The organism is Pseudomonas sp. 28 E 9 (genome assembly GCF_900004785.1).
GTDB classification, from domain to species: Bacteria; Pseudomonadota; Gammaproteobacteria; order Pseudomonadales; family Pseudomonadaceae; genus Aquipseudomonas; species Aquipseudomonas orientalis_A.
The window spans coordinates 48,868-72,583 of the sequence record NZ_CVTK01000042.1 but is presented as its reverse complement, the minus strand read 5'-3'; the positions used below and the strand labels follow the sequence as shown (position 1 = coordinate 72,583).

The following is a 23,716-nucleotide window of genomic DNA, read 5'->3' as shown; positions in this document are numbered from 1 at the left end:
CCATGCACCTGCTCAGGACCCAACCCGGTGGCTTCGTCGCGGACGACAATATCGCCGACCTTGGCCAAACCCCCGCCGAGCTGGTGATCCTGTGCAGCGGCGATTCCAGCCTGGCGCTGCTCGCCGAAGCGGCGCAGCAGTTGCCCGAGGATTACCCCAGCCTGCGCCTGGCCAACCCGATGCAGGTGCAGAACCACGCCTCGGTCGACCTGTACGTCGATGAGGTGCTGCGCCACGCCAGGGTCATCCTGATTTCCCTGCATGGCGGCATCGGTTATTGGCGCTACGGCATCGAGCGCCTGGTGGAACTGGCCGGGCGCGGCGTCACGCTGATCCTGGTGCCGGGGGATGATCGTCCGGACCCGGAACTCAGCGGCCTGAGCACCGTCGCTGGCGAACAGCGCGAGCGTCTGTGGCACTTTCTGCGCCAGGGTGGCCTGGGCAATGCGCTGGACTTTTATCGCTGCCTGGCCAGTGCCCATCTGGGCCGCGACTATGCCTGGGCCGAACCGCAAGCCTTGCCGCGTACGGCGATCTATCACCCGCACACCGCCAATGCCCGCCTCAATGACTGGCAGGCGCAGTGGCACGCCGACTTCCCCGTTGCGGCGGTGCTGTTCTACCGCTCCCACTTGCAGGCGGCCAATACCGGGTTTATCGATGTGTTCTGCCAGCGCTTGCAGGCTGCGGGCCTGAACCCGTTGCCCATCGCAGTGGCGAGTTTGAAAGAGCCCGGTTGCCTCACGGTGGTCGAAGACCTGTTGGACGATGTGCAAGCCGCAGTGATACTCAACACCACAGGCTTTGCCCAATCCAGCCCGGAAGCACCGCACCTGCGCCCGTTTCGGCGCAATATCCCGGTGATCCAGGCGATCTGCGCCCAGGATAACCAACCCGGCTGGGAGGCCAGCGCACAGGGGCTCGGCCCCCGCGACCTGGCGATGCACATTGCCTTGCCGGAGCTGGACGGGCGCATCATCAGCCGGCCGATCAGCTTCAAGGACCTGGCCTGGCGCAGTGAGCGCAGCCAGTCGGACGTGGTGTGCTACCGCGCGGCGCCCGAGCGCATGGATTTTGTCGCCGAACTGGCGCGCCGCTGGGTCGAGTTGGCGCGGCTGCCGAATGCGCACAAGCGTGTGGCGCTGATCCTGGCCAATTATCCAACCCGCGACGGCCGTATCGGCAACGGCGTGGGCCTGGATACGCCGGCGGCAGCGCTGAACATCCTGCGCGCGTTGCAAGCCGAAGGGTACCCGGTGCCGTCCACCTTGCCGGACAGCGGCACCGCTTTGATCCACGCCTTGCTGGGCGGCGTCACCAACGACCTGGACAGCCTGGACCTGCGCCCGTGCCATCAAAGCCTGGGCCTGGACGACTATGACGCGATGTTCCAGCGCCTGCCCGAGGCCAATCGTCAAGCCGTACTCGAGCGCTGGGGCGCGCCGCATCAGGACCCGATGTGCCGCGACGGCCGCCTGATGATCGCCGGCCTGCGCCTGGACCAGACCTTCGTCGGCATTCAACCGGCGCGCGGTTATCAGGTTGATCAGAGCGCGGTGTATCACGACCCTGACCTGGTCCCGCCCCACGGCTATCTGGCGTTCTACTTCTGGCTGCGCCAGACCTATGGCGCCCACGCGCTGATTCATGTGGGCAAGCACGGCAACCTTGAATGGCTGCCGGGCAAGGGCGTGGGCCTGTCGGAAAACTGCTGGCCGGACGTGCTGCTCGGCCCGCTGCCGAATATCTACCCGTTTATCGTCAATGACCCGGGCGAGGGCGCCCAGGCCAAGCGGCGCACCCAGGCGGTGATCATCGACCACCTGATGCCGCCCCTGACCCGCGCCGAAACCTACGGCCCGCTACGCGACCTGGAATTGCTGGCCGACGAATATTACGAAGCGCAGTTGCTCGACCCACGACGTGCGTTGGAATTGCAGAAAGACATCCTCAAGCTGGTGCGCGAAACCCGTATCGACCAGGAACTCGAGCTGGACGGCGAGGCCGATGCCGACATCTGGTTACCACGCCTGGACACCTACTTGTGTGACCTGAAGGAATCACAGATCCGCGACGGCCTGCATATCTTTGGCGAGTCGCCGGCGGGGCGCTTGCGTATCGATACCTTACTGGCCTTGCTGCGTATTCCCCGTGGCGATGGCCGTGGCGCGCAATCGAGCCTGTTGCGGGTGCTGGCCAAGGCGTTCGAGCTGGGTTTCGATCCGCTGGACTGCGCACTCGCAGAACCGTGGACCGGGCGGCAGCCCGAGGTGTTGCGCAAGCTCGACGCACAGCTGTGGCGCACCGCCGGTGACACCCGCGAACGCCTGGAGCTCTACGCGTCGCGCTTGATCGAGCAGGCGCTGGAGGGGCCGCTGGAACAGTTGGAAGAAGCCGGCTGGGAAGAGGTGAAGGCGGTGGTCGAGAGTCTGCGCATTGTTGTGGCACCGCGCCTGGACGCCTGCGGCCCGGCAGAAATGCGCGGCCTGCTGGATGCCCTGGGCGGTCGCTTTGTGCCGGCCGGCGCCAGTGGCGCGCCGAGTCGCGGCCGCCTGGATGTGTTGCCCACGGGGCGTAATTTCTTCACCGTGGATGTGCGCAACCTGCCGACCACGACGGCCTGGCGCATCGGTTTCCAGTCGGCCAGTCTGTTGCTTGAGCGGCACCTGCAGGACCACGGCGACCATCTGCGCCAGCTGGGCCTGTCGGTGTGGGGAACTGCCACCATGCGCACCGGTGGCGACGACATCGCCCAGGCCATGGCGCTGATGGGCGTGCGCCCGGTATGGGCCACCGGCAGCCAGCGCGTGGACGACTTCGAGATTCTGCCGATCAGCCTGTTGGATCGTCCGCGTGTTGACGTGACGCTGCGCGTCTCCGGTTTCTTTCGCGATGCGTTCGCCAACCTGATCCGCCTGTTCGATGCGGCGGTGCAAGCGGTGGCGGCCCTCGACGAGCCGGATGACATGAATCCGCTGGCCGCCAAGGTGCGCAGCGAGCGCCAGGCGTTGCTTGAGTCGGGCCTGGACGAAGCGGCCGCAGCGAAACAGGCCGGTTGGCGCATTTTCGGCGCCAAGCCAGGCGCCTATGGCGCGGGCGTGCAGGGCGCAATTGACGGTCGCCTGTGGCAAAGCCGCGAGGACCTGGCCGAGGTCTACCTCAATTGGGGTGGCTACGCCTATGGCGGCGCCGACGAGGGCACCGCCGCCCGTGGGCAATTCGCCCAGCGCTTGAGCCAGGTGCAGGCGGTGCTGCAGAACCAGGACAATCGCGAACACGATGTGCTCGACTCCAACGATTACTACCAATTCCAGGGCGGCATGCTCGCCGCCGTGGAAACCCTGAGCGGCAACAAGGCCGCCAGCTATCATGGCGATCACAGCCAGCCGGACCTGCCGAAAATCCGCACCTTGAAGGAAGAGCTCAATCGGGTGGTGCGCTCCCGTGCGGCCAACCCGAAGTGGATCGAAGGTGTGAAGCGTCATGGCTATAAAGGCGCGTTTGAAATGGCCGCGACCGTGGACAACCTGTTCGCCTTCGACGCCACCACCGCGTTGATCGATGATCACCAATACGCGCTGCTCGCCGACGCCTACCTGCTTGACCCTGACACCCGCGCGTTTGTGCAGCAGCACAACCCCGACGCCCTGCGCGACATGACCGAGCGCATGCTCGAAGCCCAGCAGCGCGGCATGTGGCAAGAGCCCGGCGCTTACCGCGAAGCGTTGGAAAACCTGTTGCTGGATATGGAAGAAGACAACTGATGACCGATATTGCGCATTTCCCGCTGGCCGCCGTGGTCGGCGCCGATGAGCTGAAACTGGCGCTGTGCCTGAACGCGATCGATCCCAGGATCGGTGGTGTGCTGATCGAAGGCCCGCGCGGCATGGCCAAGTCCACCCTGGCCCGTGGCCTGGCGGACCTGCTCGCCAGCGGGCAGTTTGTCACCTTGCCCCTGGGCGCAACCGAGGAGCGCCTGGTCGGCACCCTGGACCTGGACGCCGCGCTCGGCGAGGGCCGTGCACAATTTTCCCCTGGCGTGCTGGCCAAAGCCGATGGTGGCGTGTTGTACGTTGATGAAGTCAACCTGCTGCCTGATCATTTGGTCGATCTGTTGCTCGATGTGGCCGCCAGCGGCACCAACCTGATCGAACGTGATGGCATCTCCCATCGGCATGCGGCGCGTTTTGTGCTGATCGGCACGATGAACCCGGAAGAGGGGGAGTTGCGCCCGCAGTTGCTCGACCGTTTTGGTTTCAATGTGGCCTTGAGCGGGCAGACGGTGCCGGCCGAGCGCGGGCAGATTATCCGTCGTCGCCTGGATTTCGACAGTGACCCCGTCGCGTTCTGTGAACAGTGGGCCGAGCCGCAAGCCGCTTTGCGTGAGCGCTGCATTCAGGCGCGCGCACGCCTGGACAGTATCGAGCTGGATGACCAGGCCCTGGCGCAGATTACCCAGCGTTGCTTTGCCGCAGGCGTGGACGGGATGCGCGCCGACCTCGTGTGGCTGCGCGGTGCCAGGGCCCATGCCGCCTGGCGCGGGGCCGACGCTATCGCCGAGGAAGATATAGACGCGGTCGCGGAATTTGCCTTGCGTCATCGACGCCAGGAGCAGGCACCTGCGGCCAGTCCGCCCAACCCGACCCAAGCCCCGCAACCCTCGGACCCCTCGCCGGGCCAGGGCCAATGGGGCGATATGCCCGCGCCAGCGCTGCCCACCGGCCCGCGCCGCGATGTGCCCGCCTGGCCAAAAAAGCCCTAGGCATTCGCCCTCGACCTGACGCGGGGGCGGATGCGCGGCCCCAGGCGGGGCAATTGGAAAACGGCAGGCAAGGCAAGGCGCGCAGTGCGCGACAGGGCCTGGTCAATTGGCCGGGCACCTTGCTCGGTGGCAGGCCGCAGCGCCGTGAAGATTTACGTTGGCATCTGCGCAGCCGCTCGGCTCATGAACTCTGGCTGGTGATTGTCGACGCCTCGGCTTCCACTCGGCGGCACCGGGCCTTGAGCGATGCCAAGGGCCTGCTGGCGCAGGTGTTTGATGACGCCTACCGGCAACGTACGCGCCTGGCCTTGCTGACGGCCAGCGGGCAATCGCCGCAGTGGCAGGTGCAAGGCTTGAAAGCGGCAAAAAGTTTGGCGCACTGGCTTGAACAACTGGGCGCCGGTGGCGGTACGCCGCTGCTGGCAGCCTTGACCGAGGCGGGGCATTGGCTGGTAGCGCGACGCAAGCGTTACCCGGCAGAGCAGCAGCGTTTGCTGGTGATTACCGATGGGCGGCTCAAGGCGATTGAAGGGTTGCCACCGCTGGCGTGCCCGGGATTGCTGGTGGATATCGAGCGCGGGCCGATCAGGTTGGGACGGGCGCGAGAGCTGGCTATCGGGTTGCAGCTGGATTATCGGCATATCGATGATGAGTAGTGCCTGGCCAGCCGCCATCGGGGGCAAGCCCCCTCCCACAGTTGGAATGCATTTTCCTGGGGGAAGGGGGCTTGCCCCCAATAGTGGCCTTCAATCCACCAGCCCGGCCCACACACTTCCCCTGTGGGAGGGGCTTGCCCCCGATGGCGGCCTTCAATCCACTACAAATTGATCAGCCTGCCCCCGGTACATTGGGCCAAAGGTCTGCCACAAGAAACAGCCGCTCGGCCTCTTCCCAGTCCTCCCCGCTCTGCACCAGCCGCACCAGCAATTGCGCGGGCGCCATCGGGTCCAGGTCTGCCAGCCAGCCGGCCATCTGCTCCTCACGCCACACCTCATCCGCCGGGTAATGCGCCGGCGCCAGCCATGCATGGCGAGGCAGGGGTTGCCAGCGACCGGCGGGGCGGGTGCTCACAAAGTCCGGCCAATCGCGCTGATGCAACCAGCGCCCACGCAAATGCTGCGGGTGGGCGCCCAGCGGTGGCTCGGCCTGGCCCGGCCACGGGTAAAGCAGGTACCCGCCCAGCCACAGGTGCGCATCGAACTGCTGGATATCCAGCGCCGCCAGGGCTTCACGGCTCTCCGGGCGTGCCGAGATCGGTAATTGATGCTGGGCCAGGTGCGCCAGCTTGCGGTCCAGCCGGTCATGGCAGCCGGGGCCGAGCCATTGCGCAGTGTCCTGGCCGTTGCCGTCCTGTGGGCCAAGATAGAGTTTGATCGCCAATTCCAGGTGATGCACGCCATCGCGGTCGCGCAGCAGCATGTCCAGCTCGCCCAGGGTGTGTCCGGCACGGCGGATCGGCAGGTTGGCCGCCAGCAGCTCCACGCCGGGCGCATGCCGCACGGCGAACTGCCACAGGCGCTCATAGTAGAGGCCCAGGCGCCGGGTGCGCGACAGGCTCAGCCACTGCTGTAATGCGCGGCTGTCCTGATCGAGCGCACGTAACCAGGCGTCGAGCACGTGCGGCGCCTGTACCCAGTCACTGCCCGCCAGCGGGTGGCGTTGCGGCCACGGTGTCTGTGCGAGCATCGGTGGCGCGAGCATCACCCACGCCAGGTCGCGCACCTCGGGGTGTCGCAGTTGGCGGGGCAGGGCGTGCAGGTCAGGGAACAGAGTCATGGTGCGAGCATAGCCTCTTAAGTCGCGTGCAGGTGCCTGAGGGGCGCCTGAGAACCATTGTCATCACAGCCGGGCGGCGACAAAGGATTTTGCCTGACGCGGCCTTTCGCCCATAATCCTTTCTTTTTGCCACACCCCTACGCCCGCAGGAGCCCCATGGAGCAATTTCGCAATATCGGCATTATCGGTCGCCTGGGCAGTACCCAGGTGCTGGACACCGTCCGCCGACTGAAAAAATTCCTGCTGGAACGCCACCTGCATGTGATCCTCGAAGACACCATCGGCGAAATCCTGCCGGGCCATGGCCTGCAGACCTCGTCGCGCAAAATGCTCGGCGAAGTGTGCGACATGGTCATCGTGGTCGGCGGTGACGGCAGCCTGCTCGGCGCGGCCCGTGCCCTGGCGCGGCATAACGTGCCGGTGCTGGGGATCAACCGTGGCAGCCTGGGGTTTCTCACCGATATTCGCCCCGACGAGCTGGAAGTCGAAGTGGCCAAGGTGCTCGACGGCCACTACCTGGTGGAAAACCGCTTCCTGCTGCAGGCCGAAGTGCGTCGCCACGGCGAAGCCATCGGCCAGGGCGATGCCCTCAATGACGTGGTGCTGCATCCCGGCAAATCCACGCGGATGATCGAGTTCGAGCTGTATATCGACGGCCAGTTCGTGTGCAGCCAGAAGGCCGACGGCCTGATCGTCGCCACGCCCACCGGCTCCACCGCGTATGCACTGTCGGCGGGTGGCCCGATCATGCATCCCAAGCTCGATGCCATTGTGATCGTGCCGATGTATCCCCATATGTTGTCGAGTCGGCCGATTGTGGTCGATGGCAACAGTGAGCTGAAGATCGTGGTGTCCAAAGACATGCAAATCTATCCGCAAGTCTCCTGCGACGGGCAGAACCATTTCACCTGCGCCCCCGGTGACACCATCACCGTGAGCAAGAAGGCACAGAAGTTGCGTTTGATCCATCCGCTGGACCACAACTACTACGAAGTGTGCCGCACCAAGCTGGGCTGGGGCAGCCGCTTGGGGGGCGGAGGCGACTGATGCTCGATCCCGCGCGCAGCTACGACCTGATTGGTGACGTGCACGGTTGCGCCCATACGCTGGAGCATTTGCTTGACCGGATGGGTTACCACAAGCAGGGCGGCACCTGGCGTCATCCGTCGCGCATGGCGGTGTTTCTCGGCGATATCATCGACCGTGGGCCACGCATACGCGAAGCGCTGCACATCGTCCACGACATGACCGAGGCCGGCCAGGCGCTGTGCATCATGGGCAACCATGAGTTCAATGCGCTGGGTTGGACCACGCCGGCACCGCCGGGCAGCGGCAAGCAGTTCGTGCGCGAGCACAACCCACGTCATGCGCGGTTGATCCAGGAGACGCTGACCCAGTTCGAACAGCACCCGGCCGACTGGCACGACTTCCTTGGCTGGTTCTACGACATGCCGCTGTTTGTCGACGCCGGGCGTTTCCGTGTGGTGCATGCGTGCTGGGACGAGGGCTTTATCCAGCCGCTGCGCGCGACCTTCCCGGATGGCTGCATCGATCAGCATTTCCTGCAGGCCGCCGCCGTACCGGGCAGCTTTGCCTGCAACGCGTTCGATCGCCTGTTGCGCGGCACCGACATGCGCCTGCCCCACGGACTCACTTTGACCGGTGGCGATGGCCTGACGCGCTCGTTCTTTCGCACCAAGTTCTGGGAAGACGACCCGAAAACCTACGGCGACATCGTGTTCCAGCCCGACGCCTTGCCCGAGCCCGTGGCGCGCACGCCGTTGTCCTCCACCGAAAAGAATTCCCTGCTGCGCTATGGCGTCGACGAGCCGCTGTTGTTCGTCGGTCATTACTGGCGCAGCGGCAATCCGGCGCCGATTCGCCCGAACCTGGCCTGCCTGGACTACAGCGCGGTGCTGTACGGCAAGCTGGTGGCGTATCGCCTGGACCAGGAAACCCGACTGGATCCGCATAAATTCGTCTGGGTCGACGTTGAGCGACCTGAGGTTATCCAATGAGTACCGTGGCTGTATTGCGCCTGCCCCTGAGCGTCGACCTGGGCGGTTTCGTCAAATTGCTGCAACGCATGCAGGTGCCCCATCGCGTCAGCGAGGAAGCGGGCGAGCAAGTGCTGTGGGTGCCCGAAAGCATCAGTGACGACGTGCGCGTGTTGTACCAGCGCTTTCCCGCCGGCGACATGGACCTGCAACTGGATATTCCCGAGCAGGCGCCGGTTGCGCGCCCCGGCTTTATCCAGCAGGTCCGGCATAGCCCGGTCACAGCCCTGGTGCTGCTGGCAAGCCTGATCGTGGGCGCGGTGACGCTGCTCGGCGAAAACCTGCAAACCATGGCCTGGCTGACGTTCCTGCCGTTCCGGGTGCTGGGCGAGTACATCCAGTTCACGCCGTTGGCCGACAGCCTGGCGTCCGGGCAGTGGTGGCGGTTGGTCACGCCGATGCTGATCCACTTCGGCATCCTGCACCTGGCCATGAACGGCATGTGGTACTGGGAACTGGGCCGACGCATTGAAGCGCGCCAGGGCGGCATCAACCTGCTGGGCCTGACCCTGTTGTTCAGCCTGGTCTCCAATTACGCGCAGTACGCTTACGGCGGCCCGGGCCTGTTTGGCGGTTTGTCCGGCGTGTTGTACGGCCTGCTCGGGCATTGCTGGATCTTTCAGTTACTCGCCCCCAACCCGGCGTATCGTCTGCCCCGTGGGGTGCTGGTGATGATGCTGGTGTGGCTGGTGCTTTGCCTGTCGGGGCTGGTCTCGATGATCGGCTTCGGTGAAATCGCCAACGCGGCCCATGTGGGCGGCCTGGTTATCGGTTGCCTGACCGGTTTGCTCGGCGGGCTGTACAACCGCCGCAAATCGTCTATTTGATAAGGAAGATCCTTATGTCCTCTTTTGCTGCAATGATCGAAAACATCACCCCGGACATCTACGAGAGCCTCAAGCTCGCCGTGGAAATCGGCAAGTGGTCCGATGGCCGCAAGCTCACCGCCGAACAGCGTGAGCTGTCGTTGCAGGCGATGATCGCCTGGGAACTGCAGAACCTGCCCGAAGACCAGCGCACCGGTTACATGGGCCCGCAGGAATGCGCGTCGAAATCGGCGCCGGTGCCGAACATCCTGTTCAAGTCGGATGCGATCCATTGATTGAAATCGGTCGCGGTGCAGTCAGCAAAATGTCGGCGAAACTCGGTGAGCCGACCGTTCAATACGCGTTTCGTCTTGGCGACACCGAGGTTGCGGTCAACCCGTTGATCGGTACCCATATTCGCCTGGAATACCTGGGTGCCATTCATTGCAGCCATTGCGGCCGCAAGACCAAGAACAGCTTCAGCCAGGGTTATTGCTACCCGTGCATGACCAAGCTGGCCCAGTGTGACCTGTGCATCATGAGCCCCGAGCGCTGCCATTACGACGCCGGCACCTGCCGCGATCCGGGCTGGGGTGAAACATTCTGCATGACCGACCATGTGGTGTACCTGGCCAACTCGTCGGGGATCAAGGTCGGCATCACCCGCGCCACGCAGTTGCCGACCCGCTGGCTCGACCAGGGCGCCAGCCAGGCGCTGCCGATCATGCGCGTGGCCACGCGCCAGCAGTCGGGCTTTGTCGAAGATCTGTTTCGCAGCCAGGTGGCCGACAAGATCAACTGGCGCGCGCTGCTCAAGGGCGATGCGCAGTCCGTCGACCTCAAGCAGGTGCGCGATGAACTGTTCGCCACCTGCGCCGAAGGCTTGCTCGGTTTGCAGGAACGCTTTGGCCTGCAGGCCATCCAAACCATTGCCGACGTCGAGCCGCTCGAGATCCGCTACCCGGTGGAGCAGTACCCGGCCAAGATCGTCAGCTTCAACCTGGACAAGAATCCGATTGCCGAAGGCACGCTGCTGGGAATCAAGGGCCAATACCTGATCTTCGACACCGGCGTGATCAATATTCGTAAATACACGGCCTACCAGCTCGCCGTGCATCAGTAGAAGGATGCCACCCATGCGCACCGAACAACCGAAGATGATTTACCTGAAGGACTATCAGGCGCCGGACTACCTGATCGACGAGACGCACCTGACCTTCGAGTTGTTCGAGGACCACAGCCTGGTCCACGCGCAACTGGTGATGCGCCGCAATCCCGAGCGTGGCGCCGGTTTGCCGCCGTTGGTGCTGGATGGCCAGCAATTGGAGCTGTTGAGTGTCAACCTGGCCGACCAGCCGTTGACGGACGCCGATTACCAGTTGAACGACAGCCACCTGACCGTGCAGCCCACGCGTGAAACCTTCACCCTCGATACCACGGTCAAGATTCACCCGGAAACCAACACCGCCCTGGAAGGCCTGTACAAGTCCGGCGGCATGTTCTGCACCCAGTGCGAGGCCGAGGGTTTTCGCAAGATCACTTACTACCTCGACCGCCCCGACGTGATGAGCGTGTTCACCACCACGGTGATCGCCGAGCAGCACCGCTATCCGGTGCTGCTGTCCAACGGCAACCCGATTGCCAGCGGCCCCGGCGAAGACGGTCGGCACTGGGCGACCTGGGAAGACCCGTTCAAGAAACCCGCCTACCTGTTTGCCCTGGTGGCCGGCGACCTGTGGTGTGTCGAAGACAGCTTCACCACCATGACCGACCGCGAGGTCGCGCTGCGCATCTACGTCGAGCCGGAAAACATCGACAAGTGTCAGCACGCCATGACCAGCCTGAAAAAATCCATGCGCTGGGATGAACAAACCTACGGTCGCGAGTACGACCTCGACATCTTCATGATCGTGGCGGTGAACGACTTCAATATGGGCGCCATGGAGAACAAGGGCCTCAATATCTTCAACTCCAGCGCCGTGCTGGCCCGCGCCGAAACCGCCACCGACGCCGCGCACCAGCGCGTCGAGGCCATCGTCGCCCACGAATACTTCCACAACTGGTCGGGCAACCGCGTGACCTGCCGCGACTGGTTCCAGTTGTCGCTCAAAGAAGGTTTCACCGTGTTCCGCGACTCGGGCTTTTCCGCCGACATGAACTCGGCCACGGTCAAGCGCATCCAGGACGTGGCGTACCTGCGTACCCACCAGTTCGCCGAAGACGCCGGGCCGATGGCCCACGCGGTGCGCCCGGACAGCTTTATCGAAATCTCCAACTTCTACACCCTGACCGTGTACGAAAAGGGCTCGGAAGTGGTCGGCATGATCCACACCTTGCTTGGCGCCGAAGGCTTTCGCAAAGGCAGCGACCTGTACTTCGAGCGCCATGACGGCCAGGCCGTGACCTGCGACGATTTCATCAAGGCCATGGAAGACGCCAATGGCGTCGACCTCAGCCAGTTCAAGCGCTGGTACAGCCAGGCCGGCACGCCGCGTTTGGCGGTGAGCGAGTCCTACGATGCGGCAGCCAGGACCTACAGCCTGACGTTCCGCCAGAGCTGCCCGCCGACCCCGGACAAGGTGGAAAAACTGCCCTTCGTGATCCCGGTCGAACTGGGCCTGCTGGACGGGCAGGGCGGCGCTATCCCCTTGCGCCTGGCCGATGAACCGGCGGCTGGCGCTACCTCACGGGTGATCTCGGTGACGCAAGCCGAGCAGACGTTCACCTTCGTCGATATCGCTGAAAAGCCGTTGCCTTCTCTGCTGCGCGGTTTCTCGGCGCCGGTGAAACTGAGCTTCGCCTACACCCGCGACCAACTGATGTTCCTGATGCAGCACGACAGCGACGGTTTCAACCGCTGGGATGCCGGTCAGCAACTGTCGGTGCAGGTGTTGCAGGAGCTGATCGGCCAGCATCAGGCCGGGCAACCGCTCAAGCTCGATCAACGCCTGATCGACGCGCTGCGCACCGTGTTGAGCGACGAAAGCCTGGACCAGGCCATGGTCGCCGAAATGCTCTCGTTGCCGAGCGAAGCCTACCTGAGCGAAATCAGCGACGTGGCGGATGTGGATGCCATTCACGCTGCCCGTGAGTACGCCCGCAAGCAACTGGCCGAGAACCTGTTCGAAGGCCTCTGGCTGCGCTACCAGGCCAACCGTGAGCTGTCCCGGCAAACGCCGTACGTGGCCGAGGCCGAGCACTTTGCCCGGCGTGCCCTGCAGAACATTGCGTTGTCGTACCTGATGCTCAGCGGCAAGCCCGAAGTCTTGACGGCCACCCTGGATCAGTTCGACACCAGCGATAACATGACCGAGCGCCTGACGGCCCTGGCCGTGCTGGTGAACTCGCCGTTCGAAGCGGAAAAGGCCCAGGCCCTGGCGGTGTTTGCCGAGAACTTCAAGGACAACCCGCTGGTCATGGACCAATGGTTCAGCGTGCAGGCCGGCAGCACCCTGCCGGGCGGGCTGGCACGGGTCAAGGCGCTGATGGAGCACCCCGCGTTCACGATCAAGAACCCGAACAAGGTACGCGCCCTTATCGGCGCATTTGCCGGGCAGAACCTGATCAACTTCCATGCCGCGGACGGTTCGGGCTACCGTTTCCTGGCGGACCTGGTGATCCAGCTCAATACGCTGAACCCGCAGATCGCGTCGCGCCAATTGGCGCCCCTGACGCGCTGGCGTAAATACGACGCCGCGCGACAAGCGCTGATGAAAGCGGAGCTGGAACGCATTCGTGGCTCGGGCGAGTTGTCCAGCGATGTGTTCGAGGTGGTCAGCAAGAGCCTTGCCTGACCTGGCTATCTTCCTGAAGATGGGTGCCAATGTGGGAGGGGGCTTGCCCTAATGCCAGTCTGTAGGAGCGAGCAAGCTCGCTCCTACAAAAAGCCAGGGCAAGCCCCCTCCCACATTGATCAGAACGGGATTACCAACGTGCCGCTTATGGGGCAAGCGGCGTCAACACCTCGGCCTTGTCATCCAGCACCATCACCACCAGTAGCCTGGCGGGCCGGGTCTGGCTGGCGTTGCTCGATTCGAAGTGCCGCGAGCCGGCGGGCTCGTAGAACGAGTCACCGGCCTTGTAGGTAATGGCTTTCTCATCGTTGACCCGTGAGGTGATTTCGCCTTCCAGCACATACGCCACCGCGGTGCCGGTGTGGCTGTGGGGCACGGTGGCCTGGCCGGGCGCGTAGTCCACGGTAAGCATGATGGTTTTCTTGCCGGGCACGTTGGCCAAGGCGTGCTCCTGCAGCACCTTGAGCGTTTCCTGGTGGTACACCGGTTCGTGGGCGTAAGCATTGAGCGAGGCCAGTATCGCAGCGGTGGCGAGCAGTCGTTTCATGGGGATTTCCACGTAGTTCGAGACCCGTTCACCCTACGCTGGCGGTCTTGTTCGACCAATGACCAATCCTGCGCAAAAACACCTAGCCAATCTGCCGCAGAATGTCGCGGACCTTGTCCAGCGCCGGGTCGATATCGAGGGTTTCGATGGCGCCGAAGCCGAGAATCAGCCCGGCGCGTGGCGCCGTGTCGTGAAAAAACACCTCCAGGGGGTACAGCCCCACTTGGGCCTTGCGCGCCAGTTGCATCAGCAACGGGATATCCACCGGCACCTTGCACAGCGCGGCCAGATGAAACCCGGCCACCGTCGGTACCGCCTCGAACCAGGGCGACAGGTCACCTGTCAGGCGCTGCAGAATCCGTTCGCGGCGCCCCGCATACACGCTGTGACAGCGGCGAATATGTTTGAGCAGATAGCCTTCGCTGATGAACTTGGCCAGCGCCCATTGCGGCAGGGTAGAGCTGTGCTGGTCGGTCAATTGCTTGGCCTTGAGTACCGCGCCATGGATCGCCGGCGGCAGTACCGCGTAGCCCAGGCGCAACTCGGGCAGCAGGGTTTTGGAAAAGGTCCCGACGTAGGTCACCACGCCTCGCGTGTCCATGCTTTGCAGGGAGTCGGTGGGACGGCCTTCGTAGCGGAACTCACTGTCGTAGTCGTCTTCGATGATGATGGCGCCCAGCGCGATGGCGCGGTCGAGCAGGGCCTCGCGCCGCGCCAGGCTCATGGGCATGCCGAGGGGGAACTGGTGCGACGGAGTCACATAGATCAGGCGGGTGCCGTCGGGGATCTGGTCGACCTGTATGCCCTGCGCATCGACCGGCACGCTGGCGACCCTGGCCCCCATCGCCACGAACAACTGGCGCGCCGGGCTGTAGCCGGGGTCTTCCATGGCGACGATGCTGCCTGGCTCCAGTACCACGCGGGCGATGAGGTCCAGCGCCTGTTGCGCGCCATTGGTCACCACGATGTCGCCGGCGCGACCTTTCACCCCGCGGGAAAAGGCGATATGCCCGGCGATGGCCTCGCGCAGCGCCGGCAAGCCTTCCGGTTGGCTGTAGAGTCCACTGTTCTGGGCGATACGCCGCAGCGCATCCAGCGTGCAGCGCCGCCATTCCTCCTGGGGAAACTGATTGCGCGCGGTGGCCCCGCCGATGAATTCGTAGCGCAGGACTTCGTCGTGGGCGGGATGATGCATGGGCGAGGGCAGTGCGGCCCATCTGCCCAGGTGGGCGGCGCAGGCCAGGTCGGTGGCGGTCTGCACGCGGTCAGGCCGGGGGGGCCACGCATTGACGAAGGTGCCCCGGCCAATCCTGCCGATCAGCAGGCCTTCGTACGTCAAGGTGGCGTAGGTGTCCGACACGGTTTTGCGCGAGACCCCCAGTTGCTCGGCGAGCAGCCGGCTGGGCGGCAATTGCGCGCCGGCTGAAAGGCGCCCGCCGGTGATGGCTTCGCGCAGTTGCTGGTAGAGCTGGGCAGCCAGGTCCTTGCGGCCGTTGATGACGAGGTGCAGTTCCATGTTTCATCCCGGGACAGATCGATCTGCGCCAAGGTTACGCGCAAATCGATCTGAAGAAACCAGGCGGGGTCAGGACAGGAAACCACCGTCCACATTCAGCGACACCCCGGTGGTGTAGCTGGACGCATCGCTGGCCAGGAACAACACGGCGCCGGCCATTTCGCTGGGGTCGGCCACGCGCTTGAGCGGGATCTGCGCCAGGGCCATCTTCAGGATCGCGTCGTTCTTGACCAGCGCCGAGGCGAACTTGGTGTCGGTCAGGCCCGGCAGCAATGCGTTGCAACGGATGCCGAACGCGGCGCATTCCTTGGCGAACACCTTGGTCATATTGATCACGGCGGCCTTGGTCACCGAATAGATGCCCTGGAATACACCTGGGGAAATGCCGTTGATCGAAGCCACGTTGATAATGCTGCCGCCGCCGTTGTCGCGCATCAGCTTGCCGGCTTCCACCGACATGAAGAAGTAGCCGCGGATGTTCACGTCGACGGTCTTCTGGAACGCACCGAGGTCAGTGTCCAGCACGTTGCAGAACTGGGGGTTGGTCGCGGCGTTGTTGACCAGGATGTCGAGACGGCCGAACTGTTCACGGATGCCGGCGAACACCTGGGTGATCTGTTCCATTTCACCGATATGGCAGGCGATCGCAGTGGCCTTGCCGCCGTCGGCGATGATCGCGTCGGCAACGTGCTGGCAGCCCTCCAGTTTGCGGCTCGAGACAATCACGTGGGCGCCTTGCTGGGCCAGCAACTTGGCGATGGCCTCGCCGATGCCACGGCTGGCGCCGGAAACGAAAGCAATCTTGCCGTCGAGGTCGAACAGGTGGGTCTTGGACATGAGCGGTTCCTTGTGATTGTTATCAGAGCGCGGATTTGCCGATGACCGCCAGGCTCATCTGCTCCAGCAGCTTGTTCATGTGGATGAACTGGGCAAAGCGTTTGTCCTGGGTCTGGCCGTGGAAGAAACGGTAATAAATCTGCTGCACGATGCCGGCCAGACGAAACAGGCCGTAGGTGTAGTAGAAGTCGAAATTGTCGATGCGGATGCCCGAACGTTCGGCGTAGTAGTCGACGAACTGGCGGCGGGTGAGCATGCCGGGTGCATTGCTCGGCTGACGCCGCATCAACTGCACGGGCGCAGGGTCGGCGGCTTCGATCCAGTAGGCGAGGGTGTTGCCCAGGTCCATCAACGGGTCGCCGAGGGTGGTCAGTTCCCAGTCCAGCACGCCGATGATCTGCATCGGGTTGTGCGGGTCGAGGATCACGTTGTCGAAGCGATAGTCGTTGTGCACGATGCTGGAGGTCGGGTGGTCGCCCGGCATCTTGTCGTTGAGCCAGGCGCGCACGGCTTCCCAGCGCGGGGCATCGGGGGTCAGGGCTTTTTCGTAGCGCTCGCTCCAGCCACGGATCTGACGCTCCACATAGCCATGCGGCTTGCCCAGGTCGGCCAGGCCGCAGGCGCTGTAGTCGACCTGATGCAGTTCGACGAACTTGTCGATAAAGCTTTTGCACAGGGCTTCGGTGCGCGCCGCGTCCAGGCCCAGCTCGGCGGGCAGGTCCGAGCGCAGGATGATGCCGTTGACGCGCTCCATCACGTAGAACTCGGCACCGATCACCGACTCATCGGTGCAATGCACGTAGGCCTTGGGGCAGTAGGGAAAGCCGTCCTTGAGCTGATTGAGAATGCGGTATTCGCGGCCCATGTCATGGGCGGATTTGGCCTTGTGCCCGAACGGCGGGCGACGCAATACGAATTCCTGGTCCGGGTATTCCAGCAGATACGTCAGGTTGGAGGCGCCGCCGGGGAACTGGCTGATCTTGACGGTGCCGTGCAGGCCGGGAATATGGGCCTTGAGGTAGGGATCGATCAGGCTGGCATCAAGCTCTTCGCCGGGGCGAATCTGGGTCGATTGGTCGTTAAGCGCCATGCTTATCCCTTCTGCTTATTCTAAAGGCCTTGGACTATTGGCTAATCTAATGCGCGTCGACATGCATCGACAAGGTTGGGGCGGCTTAATAGGCTAGCGTGTTGAAGCAGGATCAGCGTGCCTGATGGGTCATTTATCGGGCGTCGGCAAGGCTACCGGCGTAAGCACCGGGCGGCCTGCAAAGTATTCCACCAGGTTGTCCGCGACCCGTTGCACGGTATCGTGGGCGGCTTCCGGCGACAGGCCGGCCACATGGGAGGTCAGCACGGTGTTGCTCAGGTGCTTGAGGGCGTCGGGCACCTTGGGTTCGTCATCGAATACGTCCAGCGCGGCGCCGCCGATGCGCCGCTGTTGCAGGGCCGCTACCAGGTCGGCGGTGACCACCACACTGCCGCGGCCGATGTTGACCAAAAAGCCGTTCGGCCCCAGGGCGTCGAGGGCGTGCCGATCAATCAGGTGCCGAGTGCTGGCGCCGCCGGGCGTGGCCAGGATCAGGAAGTCCGAGGTGCGCGCCAGCTCCACGGCGGTTGAGCAGTAGGTGTAGTCCACGTCATCGCGAGGTTGGCGGTTGTGGTAACTCACCTCCATGCCAAAGCCCAGCGCCGCGCGCTTGGCGATCTCCAGGCCGACGGCGCCCAGCCCGAGAATGCCCAGCTGCTTGCCGCCCAGGGAAGGGTGCATTACCTTCGGCCATTCGCTGCGGCGCACGGCGGCGTCAGTCTGGGTGATACCGCGCACCAGCGACAGCAGCAACGCCATGGCGTGGTCGGCCACCGACGGCGCATTCACCCCTGCACCGTTAGTCACCACAATGCCACGGTTGGCCGCTGCCTGCAGGTCCACATGTTCGTAGCCGGCACCGATCACGCAGATGATTTCCAACAGCGGCAGCGCGGCGATTTCTTCGGCATACAGCCCCAGCGGCCCACGGGTCAAAACGGCCTTGATCTGCCCGCCGTGGAGCTTGATTGCCTGCGCGCGTTCAGCGGGTGTAGGCGCCAGGATCACATGGAAATCATTGCTCTCGATGATTTGCAGGTATTCATTGATGGTTTCAACCAGGACTAGAACGGTGGTGGGCATCGCAAGGTTCTTCCCTAAATACTTGAGTGCATGAGTATGCGGGATTTGTCGGAAGGAGCGTAGGGCGCCGTAGGAGCGAGCAGCTCGCTCCTGGAGCATTCAAAAACCGACTTCGACGGCGCGCATGCGCTTCACAAGGCACCGGCCAAGGTCTCATTGGGCGCGAGGGTGTCGAGCGTCGCGGGTATCGTGTGGCGCAATCAGCGCCTGCGGCCCCGCTCGGACGGCTGCACCGCGGGACCATTCCTCAGCCAAGTCTTTGCTTATTCTCAATAATCCCGGACAATCGCGCCCCTGTTGAGGTCGGGGCGCTGCCTGTCAGGTTTTTCTGACTCGTCCCGGCCGTGTGAATGCGGAGATCCGACCGGATGAATGATCAGGCCAATAGCGTCAATGATCGCTATGCAACGACACCTGCAACGCTCACTAGCTGGAGCCGCCAGGACACCACCTGGATGCTTGGGCTGTTCGGCACCGCCATCGGCGCCGGCACTTTGTTCTTGCCGATCAACGCGGGCCTGGGGGGCTTCTGGCCGCTGGTGATCCTCGCGCTGCTGGCCTTCCCGATGACGTTCTTTGCCCACCGTGGGCTGACGCGTTTCGTTTTGTCCGGCCGCGAAGGTTCCGACATCACCGATGTGGTCGAAGAGCATTTCGGCCTCAAGGCCGGTGCCCTGATTACCTTGCTGTACTTCTTCGCGATCTTTCCGATCCTGCTGATCTACAGCGTGGCCTTGACCAACACCGTCAGCAGTTTCATGGAACATCAACTGCATATCATGCCGCCGCCGCGAGCTGTCCTGGCGTTTGTGCTGATCCTTGGCCTGTTGGCGGTGGTGCGTTGCGGTGAACAGGTGATCGTCAAGGCCATGAGCCTGATGGTGTATCCGTTTATCGTGGCCTTGCTGTTCCTCGCCGTCTACCTGGTGCCGCATTGGAATGGCGGCATCCTCAGCACCGCCAGTGAAATTCCGGCGCCGTCGGCCTTGCTCAACACCTTGTGGCTGGCGATTCCGGTGATGGTGTTTTCGTTCAACCATTCGCCAATCATCTCGGCCTTTGCGGTGGACCAGAAGCGTCAGTACGGCGCACATGCCGACGAGCGCAGTTCACAGATCCTGTGCCGCGCACACCTGTTGATGGTGGCAATGGTGCTGTTCTTCGTGTTCAGCTGCGTGCTGACCCTGTCCCCGGCGCAGTTGGCCGAGGCGAAGGCGCAGAACCTGTCGATCCTGTCGTACCTGGCCAACCATTTCGATAACCCGACCATCGCCTTCGCCGCGCCGTTGATTGCGTTCGTGGCGATTGCCAAGTCGTTCCTGGGCCACTACATCGGTGCCAGCGAGGGCCTCAAGGGCCTGGTGCTCAAGACCGGTCGCCGCCCGGCTGCCAAGTCGCTGGACCGCATGACCGCCGCGTTCATGCTGGTGGTCTGCTGGATCGTCGCCACGCTGAACCCGAGCATCCTCGGCATGATCGAGACCCTCGGTGGGCCGGTGATTGCGTCGATCCTGTTCCTGATGCCGATGTACGCGATCCGCAAGGTGCCGGCCATGGCCAGGTACCGTGGGCAGGCGTCGAATGTGTTTGTCACCGCCGTCGGCCTGGTGGCGATTACCGCGTTGGTATATTCGCTGATTGTCTAAGTGCTGACACACGCTTCAAAATCGGCAGAGATCCCAATGTGGGAGGGGGCTTGCCCCCGATAGCGGAGTATCAGTCACTCGTGAGTTGACTGAACCCCTGCTATCGGGGGCAAGCCCCCTCCCACATGTGTTTTGTGGTGTTGCTGATACTTTATTCCAGGCATAAAAAACGCCGCGTACCTTGCGATACGCGGCGTTAGCTACATCAACACACCGTTAAGCTTGAATTACCGGGATGTTGGCGCTTGCTGCGATCTTGCGGAACTCGGCGATCTGGTCGAAGTTCAGGTAGCGGTAGACGTCACTGGCCATGGTGTCCAGTTTCGCTGCGTAGCCCATGTACTCTTCCACAGTCGGCAGGCGACCCAGGGTAGAAGCAACTGCCGCCAGCTCGGCCGAAGCCAGGTAGACGTTGGCGCCGTCACCCAGACGGTTCGGGAAGTTACGGGTCGACGTCGACACTACAGTCGAGTTCGGCTCTACGCGTGCCTGGTTACCCATGCACAGCGAGCAGCCCGGCATTTCCATGCGTGCGCCAGCCTTGCCGTAGATGCCGTAGTAGCCTTCTTCGGTCAGCTGGTGAGCGTCCATCTTAGTCGGCGGCGACAGCCACAGACGGGTTGGCAACTGGCCCTTGACCTGCTCCAGCAGTTTGCCGGCAGCGCGGAAGTGACCGATGTTGGTCATGCACGAGCCGATAAACACTTCGTCGATCTTCTCACCGGCAACGCTGGACAGCAGACGGGCGTCGTCCGGGTCGTTCGGTGCGCAGAGGATCGGCTCGTTGATTTCGGCCAGGTCGATCTCGATGACTTCGGCGTATTCGGCGTCGGCATCGGCTTCCATCAGCTCCGGATTGGCCACCCAGGCTTCCATCGCTTGGGCGCGACGTTCCAGGGTACGCGCATCACCGTAGCCTTCACCGATCATCCAGCGCAGCAGGGTGATGTTGGAGTTCAGGTACTCGGTGACGGAGTCCTTGGACAGCTTGATGGTGCAACCGGCAGCCGAACGCTCAGCCGAGGCGTCGGACAGCTCGAAAGCCTGCTCCAGCGTCAGATCGTTCAGGCCTTCGATTTCCAGGATGCGGCCGGAGAAGGCGTTTTTCTTGCCTTTCTTCTCTACGGTCAGCAGGCCAGCCTGGATCGCGTAGTAAGGAATGGCGTGCACCAGGTCACGCAGGGTGATGCCAGGCTTCATCTTGCCTTTGAAGCGCACCAGGATCGATTCCGGCATGTCCAGTGGCATCACGCCAGTGGCAGCGGCGAACGCCACCAGGCCGGAACCGGCCGGGAAGGAGATGCCCATCGGGAAGCGGGTGTGGGAGTCACCACCGGTACCCACGGTGTCCGGCAGCAGCATGCGGTTCAGCCAGCTGTGGATAATGCCGTCGCCCGGACGCAGCGATACACCGCCACGGGTCATGATGAAGTCAGGCAGGGTGTGGTGGGTGGTCACGTCGATCGGCTTGGGATAGGCCGCGGTGTGGCAGAACGACTGCATCACCAGGTCGGTCGAGAAGCCCAGGCACGCCAGGTCTTTGAGTTCATCACGGGTCATTGGACCGGTGGTGTCCTGGGAACCGACGGTGGTCATCTTCGGTTCGCAGTACGTACCTGGACGAACGCCTTTGCCTTCCGGCAGGCCGCATGCCTTGCCGACCATTTTCTGTGCCAGGGTGAAGCCTTTGCCGGTGTCGACTGGCGCTTCAGGCAACTTGAACAGGTCGGTAGGGCCCAGGCCCAGTTCGGCACGGGCCTTGTCGGTCAGGCCGCGACCGATGATCAGCGGAATACGGCCGCCGGCGCGCACTTCGTCCAACAGCACCGGGGTCTTCATTTCGAAGGTGGTGATGACTTCGTCGGTGCCGTGCTTGCAGACTTTGCCAGCATGGGGGTACAGGTCGATCACGTCGCCCATGTTCATGTTGCTGACGTCGAACTCGATCGGCAGTGCGCCCGCATCTTCCATGGTGTTGTAGAAGATCGGCGCGATCTTGCTGCCGAAGCAGAAGCCGCCGGCGCGCTTGTTCGGCACGTAAGGTACGTCGTCGCCGAAGAACCACAGCACCGAGTTGGTGGCCGATTTACGCGACGAACCGGTACCGACCACGTCACCGACGTAGGCGATCGGGAAGCCCTGGCCGCGCATTTCTTCGATCTGTTTCATCGGGCCGGTCTTGCCTTGCTCGTCCGGCACGATGCCTTCGCGGGCCATTTTCAGCATGGCCAGGGCGTGCAGCGGGATGTCAGGGCGGGACCAGGCGTCCGGGGCAGGGGACAGGTCGTCGGTGTTGGTTTCGCCGGTGACCTTGAACACGCGCAGGCTGATCTTGTCGGCCAGGGTCGGGCGGTTGCGGAACCACTCGCCGTCAGCCCAGGACTGGATCACGCCCTTGGCGTGTTCGTTGCCGTTGCGGGCTTTTTCCGCGACGTCGTGGAAGGCGTCGAACATCAGCAGGGTGTGCTTGAGCTGGGCGGCCGCGACAGGCGCCAGGGTGGCGTCGTCCAGCAGCTCGACCAGCGTCACGATGTTGTAGCCGCCCTGCATGGTGCCAAGCAGTTCAACCGCGCGTTTTTTGTCGATCAGGGGGGAGGTGGCTTCGCCTTTGGCCAGGGCGGACAGGAAGCCGGCCTTGACGTAGGCCGCTTCGTCAACGCCTGGTGGAATGCGGTTGGTGATCAGGTCAACGAGGAATTCTTCTTCGCCAGCCGGAGGATTTTTCAGCAGCTCGACCAGGCCTGCGGTTTGTTCGGCGTTAAGCGGCTGGGGAACGATACCCAGGGCGGCACGCTCTTCGATATGTTTGCGGTAGGCTTCAAGCACAGTTATTACCCTCATCAGTGGTCCCACGGGACGCTCATCCAGGAATGACCGGCACGCGTGCGCTCGGGGGCTTTTTGGGCCGCAAAGCCAGCGCTGCCGGCATTCCTTACAGAAGCTGCTTTCAAAGTTTTACGCCTGCAGAACGGAGCTGATGAGGGTTGGCGCAAGCATTGACCTACCGGGGTCAAACCTGCGCCAACACCGTTCTGAAGGAACGACTGTGCTCGTGACGCTTTGAAAACAGCTTCCAGCGGATTATTGGCGCCTTACAAGGCCGGGTGATTCTACGGCAAAAAAAATCTAAAGGTAAGTTGCGTCGCCAAGTTTGCAGGGTGATCAACCTTAGACAAAGGGCTAACATGGCGCACTGTTTCGCTGATTTGCGTGTTTTCGCCCATGCCCAACCAAACCATCAAGACCCCCTGCGTCGGCCTGTGCTCCACGGTCTACGGCGATCTCGTGTGCCGCGGCTGCAAGCGCTTTCACCACGAGGTGATCCAGTGGAATGGCTATAACGAAGAAGAAAAGCGCGCGGTCTGGCTCAGGCTCGAGCAGTTGCTGGTGCAGGTGATGGCCGGCAAAGTCGAGGTTTTCGACCCCAGGACACTGCGCGGGCAACTGGAACAGCGCAAGATTCGCTTTGTGCCGCACCAGTCCGAATATTGCTGGGCCTACCAATTGATTGCGCGTGGGGCGCGGGTGATCAATAACCTGGAGGCCTACGGCATGGTGCTGCTACCGGAGTTTCGCGATTGGGCGCTGCCGCAGTTGCGTGATGCCATTGACCGGGAGTTCTTTATTCTTTCCGAAGCACATTACCAGCGCTATATCGCGCCGGGCTTCCTGAAAGATGCATTCGCTGACTGACCATACAAATCCAAAGTGTGGGAGGGGGCTTGCTCCCGATGGCTGAGTGTCAGTTACCAGATGCATTGGCTGACACACTGTCATCGGGGGCAAGCCCCCTCCCACATTG

18 protein-coding genes are annotated in these 23,716 nt (G+C 63.1%); 11 read left to right on the top strand and 7 right to left on the bottom strand.

Features of this window, described 5'->3' with window-relative positions:
* The first annotated feature begins 2 nt into the window (after positions 1-2).
* Genes cobN through BFQ00_RS10800 form a run of 3 tightly spaced genes read left to right on the top strand, consistent with a single transcriptional unit; the run spans position 3 to position 5,418 of the window.
* Complete coding sequence (gene cobN / locus BFQ00_RS10810) at positions 3-3,764, top strand: cobaltochelatase subunit CobN (RefSeq protein WP_065933517.1); 3,762 nt, start codon at positions 3-5, stop codon at positions 3,762-3,764.
* A complete protein-coding gene (locus BFQ00_RS10805; protein WP_065933516.1) occupies positions 3,764-4,762 on the top strand; it encodes an ATP-binding protein in 999 nt (332 codons plus the stop codon). Before cobN ends, BFQ00_RS10805 begins: the two co-directional genes overlap by 1 nt.
* 53 nt (positions 4,763-4,815) lie before the next feature.
* Entirely contained in the window at positions 4,816-5,418 is a 603-nt protein-coding gene (locus BFQ00_RS10800) for a vWA domain-containing protein (protein WP_065933515.1), read from the top strand.
* Positions 5,419-5,590: 172 nt separating this feature from the next.
* Here BFQ00_RS10800 and BFQ00_RS10795 read toward each other — a convergent pair whose 3' ends face one another.
* Complete coding sequence (locus tag BFQ00_RS10795; RefSeq protein WP_065933514.1) at positions 5,591-6,538, bottom strand: DUF1853 family protein; 948 nt, start codon at positions 6,536-6,538, stop codon at positions 5,591-5,593.
* A 156-nt stretch (positions 6,539-6,694) separates the two neighbouring features.
* Here BFQ00_RS10795 and BFQ00_RS10790 point away from each other — a divergent pair, with 156 nt between their 5' ends.
* From BFQ00_RS10790 to pepN, 6 genes are read left to right on the top strand one after another with little or no spacing between them, the layout of a single operon-like run.
* Positions 6,695-7,585, top strand: coding sequence for an NAD(+) kinase (locus BFQ00_RS10790; RefSeq protein ID WP_057725186.1), 891 nt, complete (start codon positions 6,695-6,697; stop codon positions 7,583-7,585).
* Entirely contained in the window at positions 7,582-8,556 is a 975-nt protein-coding gene (locus tag BFQ00_RS10785; RefSeq protein ID WP_163001615.1) for a metallophosphoesterase, read from the top strand. Before BFQ00_RS10790 ends, BFQ00_RS10785 begins: the two co-directional genes overlap by 4 nt.
* Positions 8,553-9,422 carry a rhomboid family intramembrane serine protease gene (locus BFQ00_RS10780; protein WP_065933513.1) on the top strand — a complete coding sequence of 290 codons (870 nt, stop codon included), beginning with the start codon at positions 8,553-8,555 and terminating at the stop codon, positions 9,420-9,422. Before BFQ00_RS10785 ends, BFQ00_RS10780 begins: the two co-directional genes overlap by 4 nt.
* A 14-nt stretch (positions 9,423-9,436) precedes the next feature.
* The gene (locus tag BFQ00_RS10775; protein WP_065885275.1) at positions 9,437-9,697 is read left to right on the top strand and encodes a YeaC family protein; all 261 of its coding nucleotides are present in this window, start codon (positions 9,437-9,439) and stop codon (positions 9,695-9,697) included.
* A complete protein-coding gene (locus BFQ00_RS10770) occupies positions 9,694-10,524 on the top strand; it encodes a DUF2797 domain-containing protein (protein WP_065933512.1) in 831 nt (276 codons plus the stop codon). Before BFQ00_RS10775 ends, BFQ00_RS10770 begins: the two co-directional genes overlap by 4 nt.
* Positions 10,525-10,537: 13 nt before the next feature.
* Entirely contained in the window at positions 10,538-13,195 is a 2,658-nt protein-coding gene (gene pepN / locus BFQ00_RS10765) for an aminopeptidase N (RefSeq protein WP_065933511.1), read from the top strand.
* 145 nt (positions 13,196-13,340) lie between these two features.
* Here pepN and BFQ00_RS10760 read toward each other — a convergent pair whose 3' ends face one another.
* The 5 genes from BFQ00_RS10760 to BFQ00_RS10740 all read right to left on the bottom strand — a co-directional run bounded on the left by BFQ00_RS10760 (position 13,341) and on the right by BFQ00_RS10740 (position 18,268).
* Positions 13,341-13,742: a cupin domain-containing protein gene (locus BFQ00_RS10760; protein WP_065895396.1), complete on the bottom strand. Its 402-nt coding sequence runs from the start codon at positions 13,740-13,742 to the stop codon at positions 13,341-13,343.
* Positions 13,743-13,824: 82 nt separating this feature from the next.
* Positions 13,825-15,258, bottom strand: a complete 1,434-nt coding sequence (locus BFQ00_RS10755) for a MocR-like pyridoxine biosynthesis transcription factor PdxR (RefSeq protein WP_065933510.1) — start codon at positions 15,256-15,258, stop codon at positions 13,825-13,827.
* Between the two features lie 69 nt (positions 15,259-15,327).
* The gene (locus BFQ00_RS10750; protein ID WP_065885280.1) at positions 15,328-16,095 is read right to left on the bottom strand and encodes an SDR family oxidoreductase; all 768 of its coding nucleotides are present in this window, start codon (positions 16,093-16,095) and stop codon (positions 15,328-15,330) included.
* 22 nt (positions 16,096-16,117) lie between these two features.
* Positions 16,118-17,185, bottom strand: a complete 1,068-nt coding sequence (locus BFQ00_RS10745) for a phosphotransferase family protein (protein WP_065933509.1) — start codon at positions 17,183-17,185, stop codon at positions 16,118-16,120.
* A gap of 129 nt (positions 17,186-17,314) precedes the next feature.
* A complete protein-coding gene (locus tag BFQ00_RS10740) occupies positions 17,315-18,268 on the bottom strand; it encodes a 2-hydroxyacid dehydrogenase (RefSeq protein WP_065933508.1) in 954 nt (317 codons plus the stop codon).
* A 368-nt stretch (positions 18,269-18,636) separates the two neighbouring features.
* Here BFQ00_RS10740 and BFQ00_RS10735 point away from each other — a divergent pair, with 368 nt between their 5' ends.
* Positions 18,637-19,914: a serine/threonine transporter gene (locus BFQ00_RS10735; protein ID WP_065933507.1), complete on the top strand. Its 1,278-nt coding sequence runs from the start codon at positions 18,637-18,639 to the stop codon at positions 19,912-19,914.
* 216 nt (positions 19,915-20,130) lie between these two features.
* On the opposite strand, the gene acnB is transcribed toward BFQ00_RS10735, so the two are convergent.
* On the bottom strand, positions 20,131-22,740 hold the full coding sequence (gene acnB / locus BFQ00_RS10730; RefSeq protein ID WP_065885284.1) for a bifunctional aconitate hydratase 2/2-methylisocitrate dehydratase: 2,610 nt from the start codon (positions 22,738-22,740) through the stop codon (positions 20,131-20,133).
* Positions 22,741-23,136: 396 nt separating this feature from the next.
* Here acnB and BFQ00_RS10725 point away from each other — a divergent pair, with 396 nt between their 5' ends.
* Positions 23,137-23,607 carry a DUF1289 domain-containing protein gene (locus BFQ00_RS10725; protein ID WP_065933506.1) on the top strand — a complete coding sequence of 157 codons (471 nt, stop codon included), beginning with the start codon at positions 23,137-23,139 and terminating at the stop codon, positions 23,605-23,607.
* Positions 23,608-23,716: the final 109 nt, after the last annotated feature.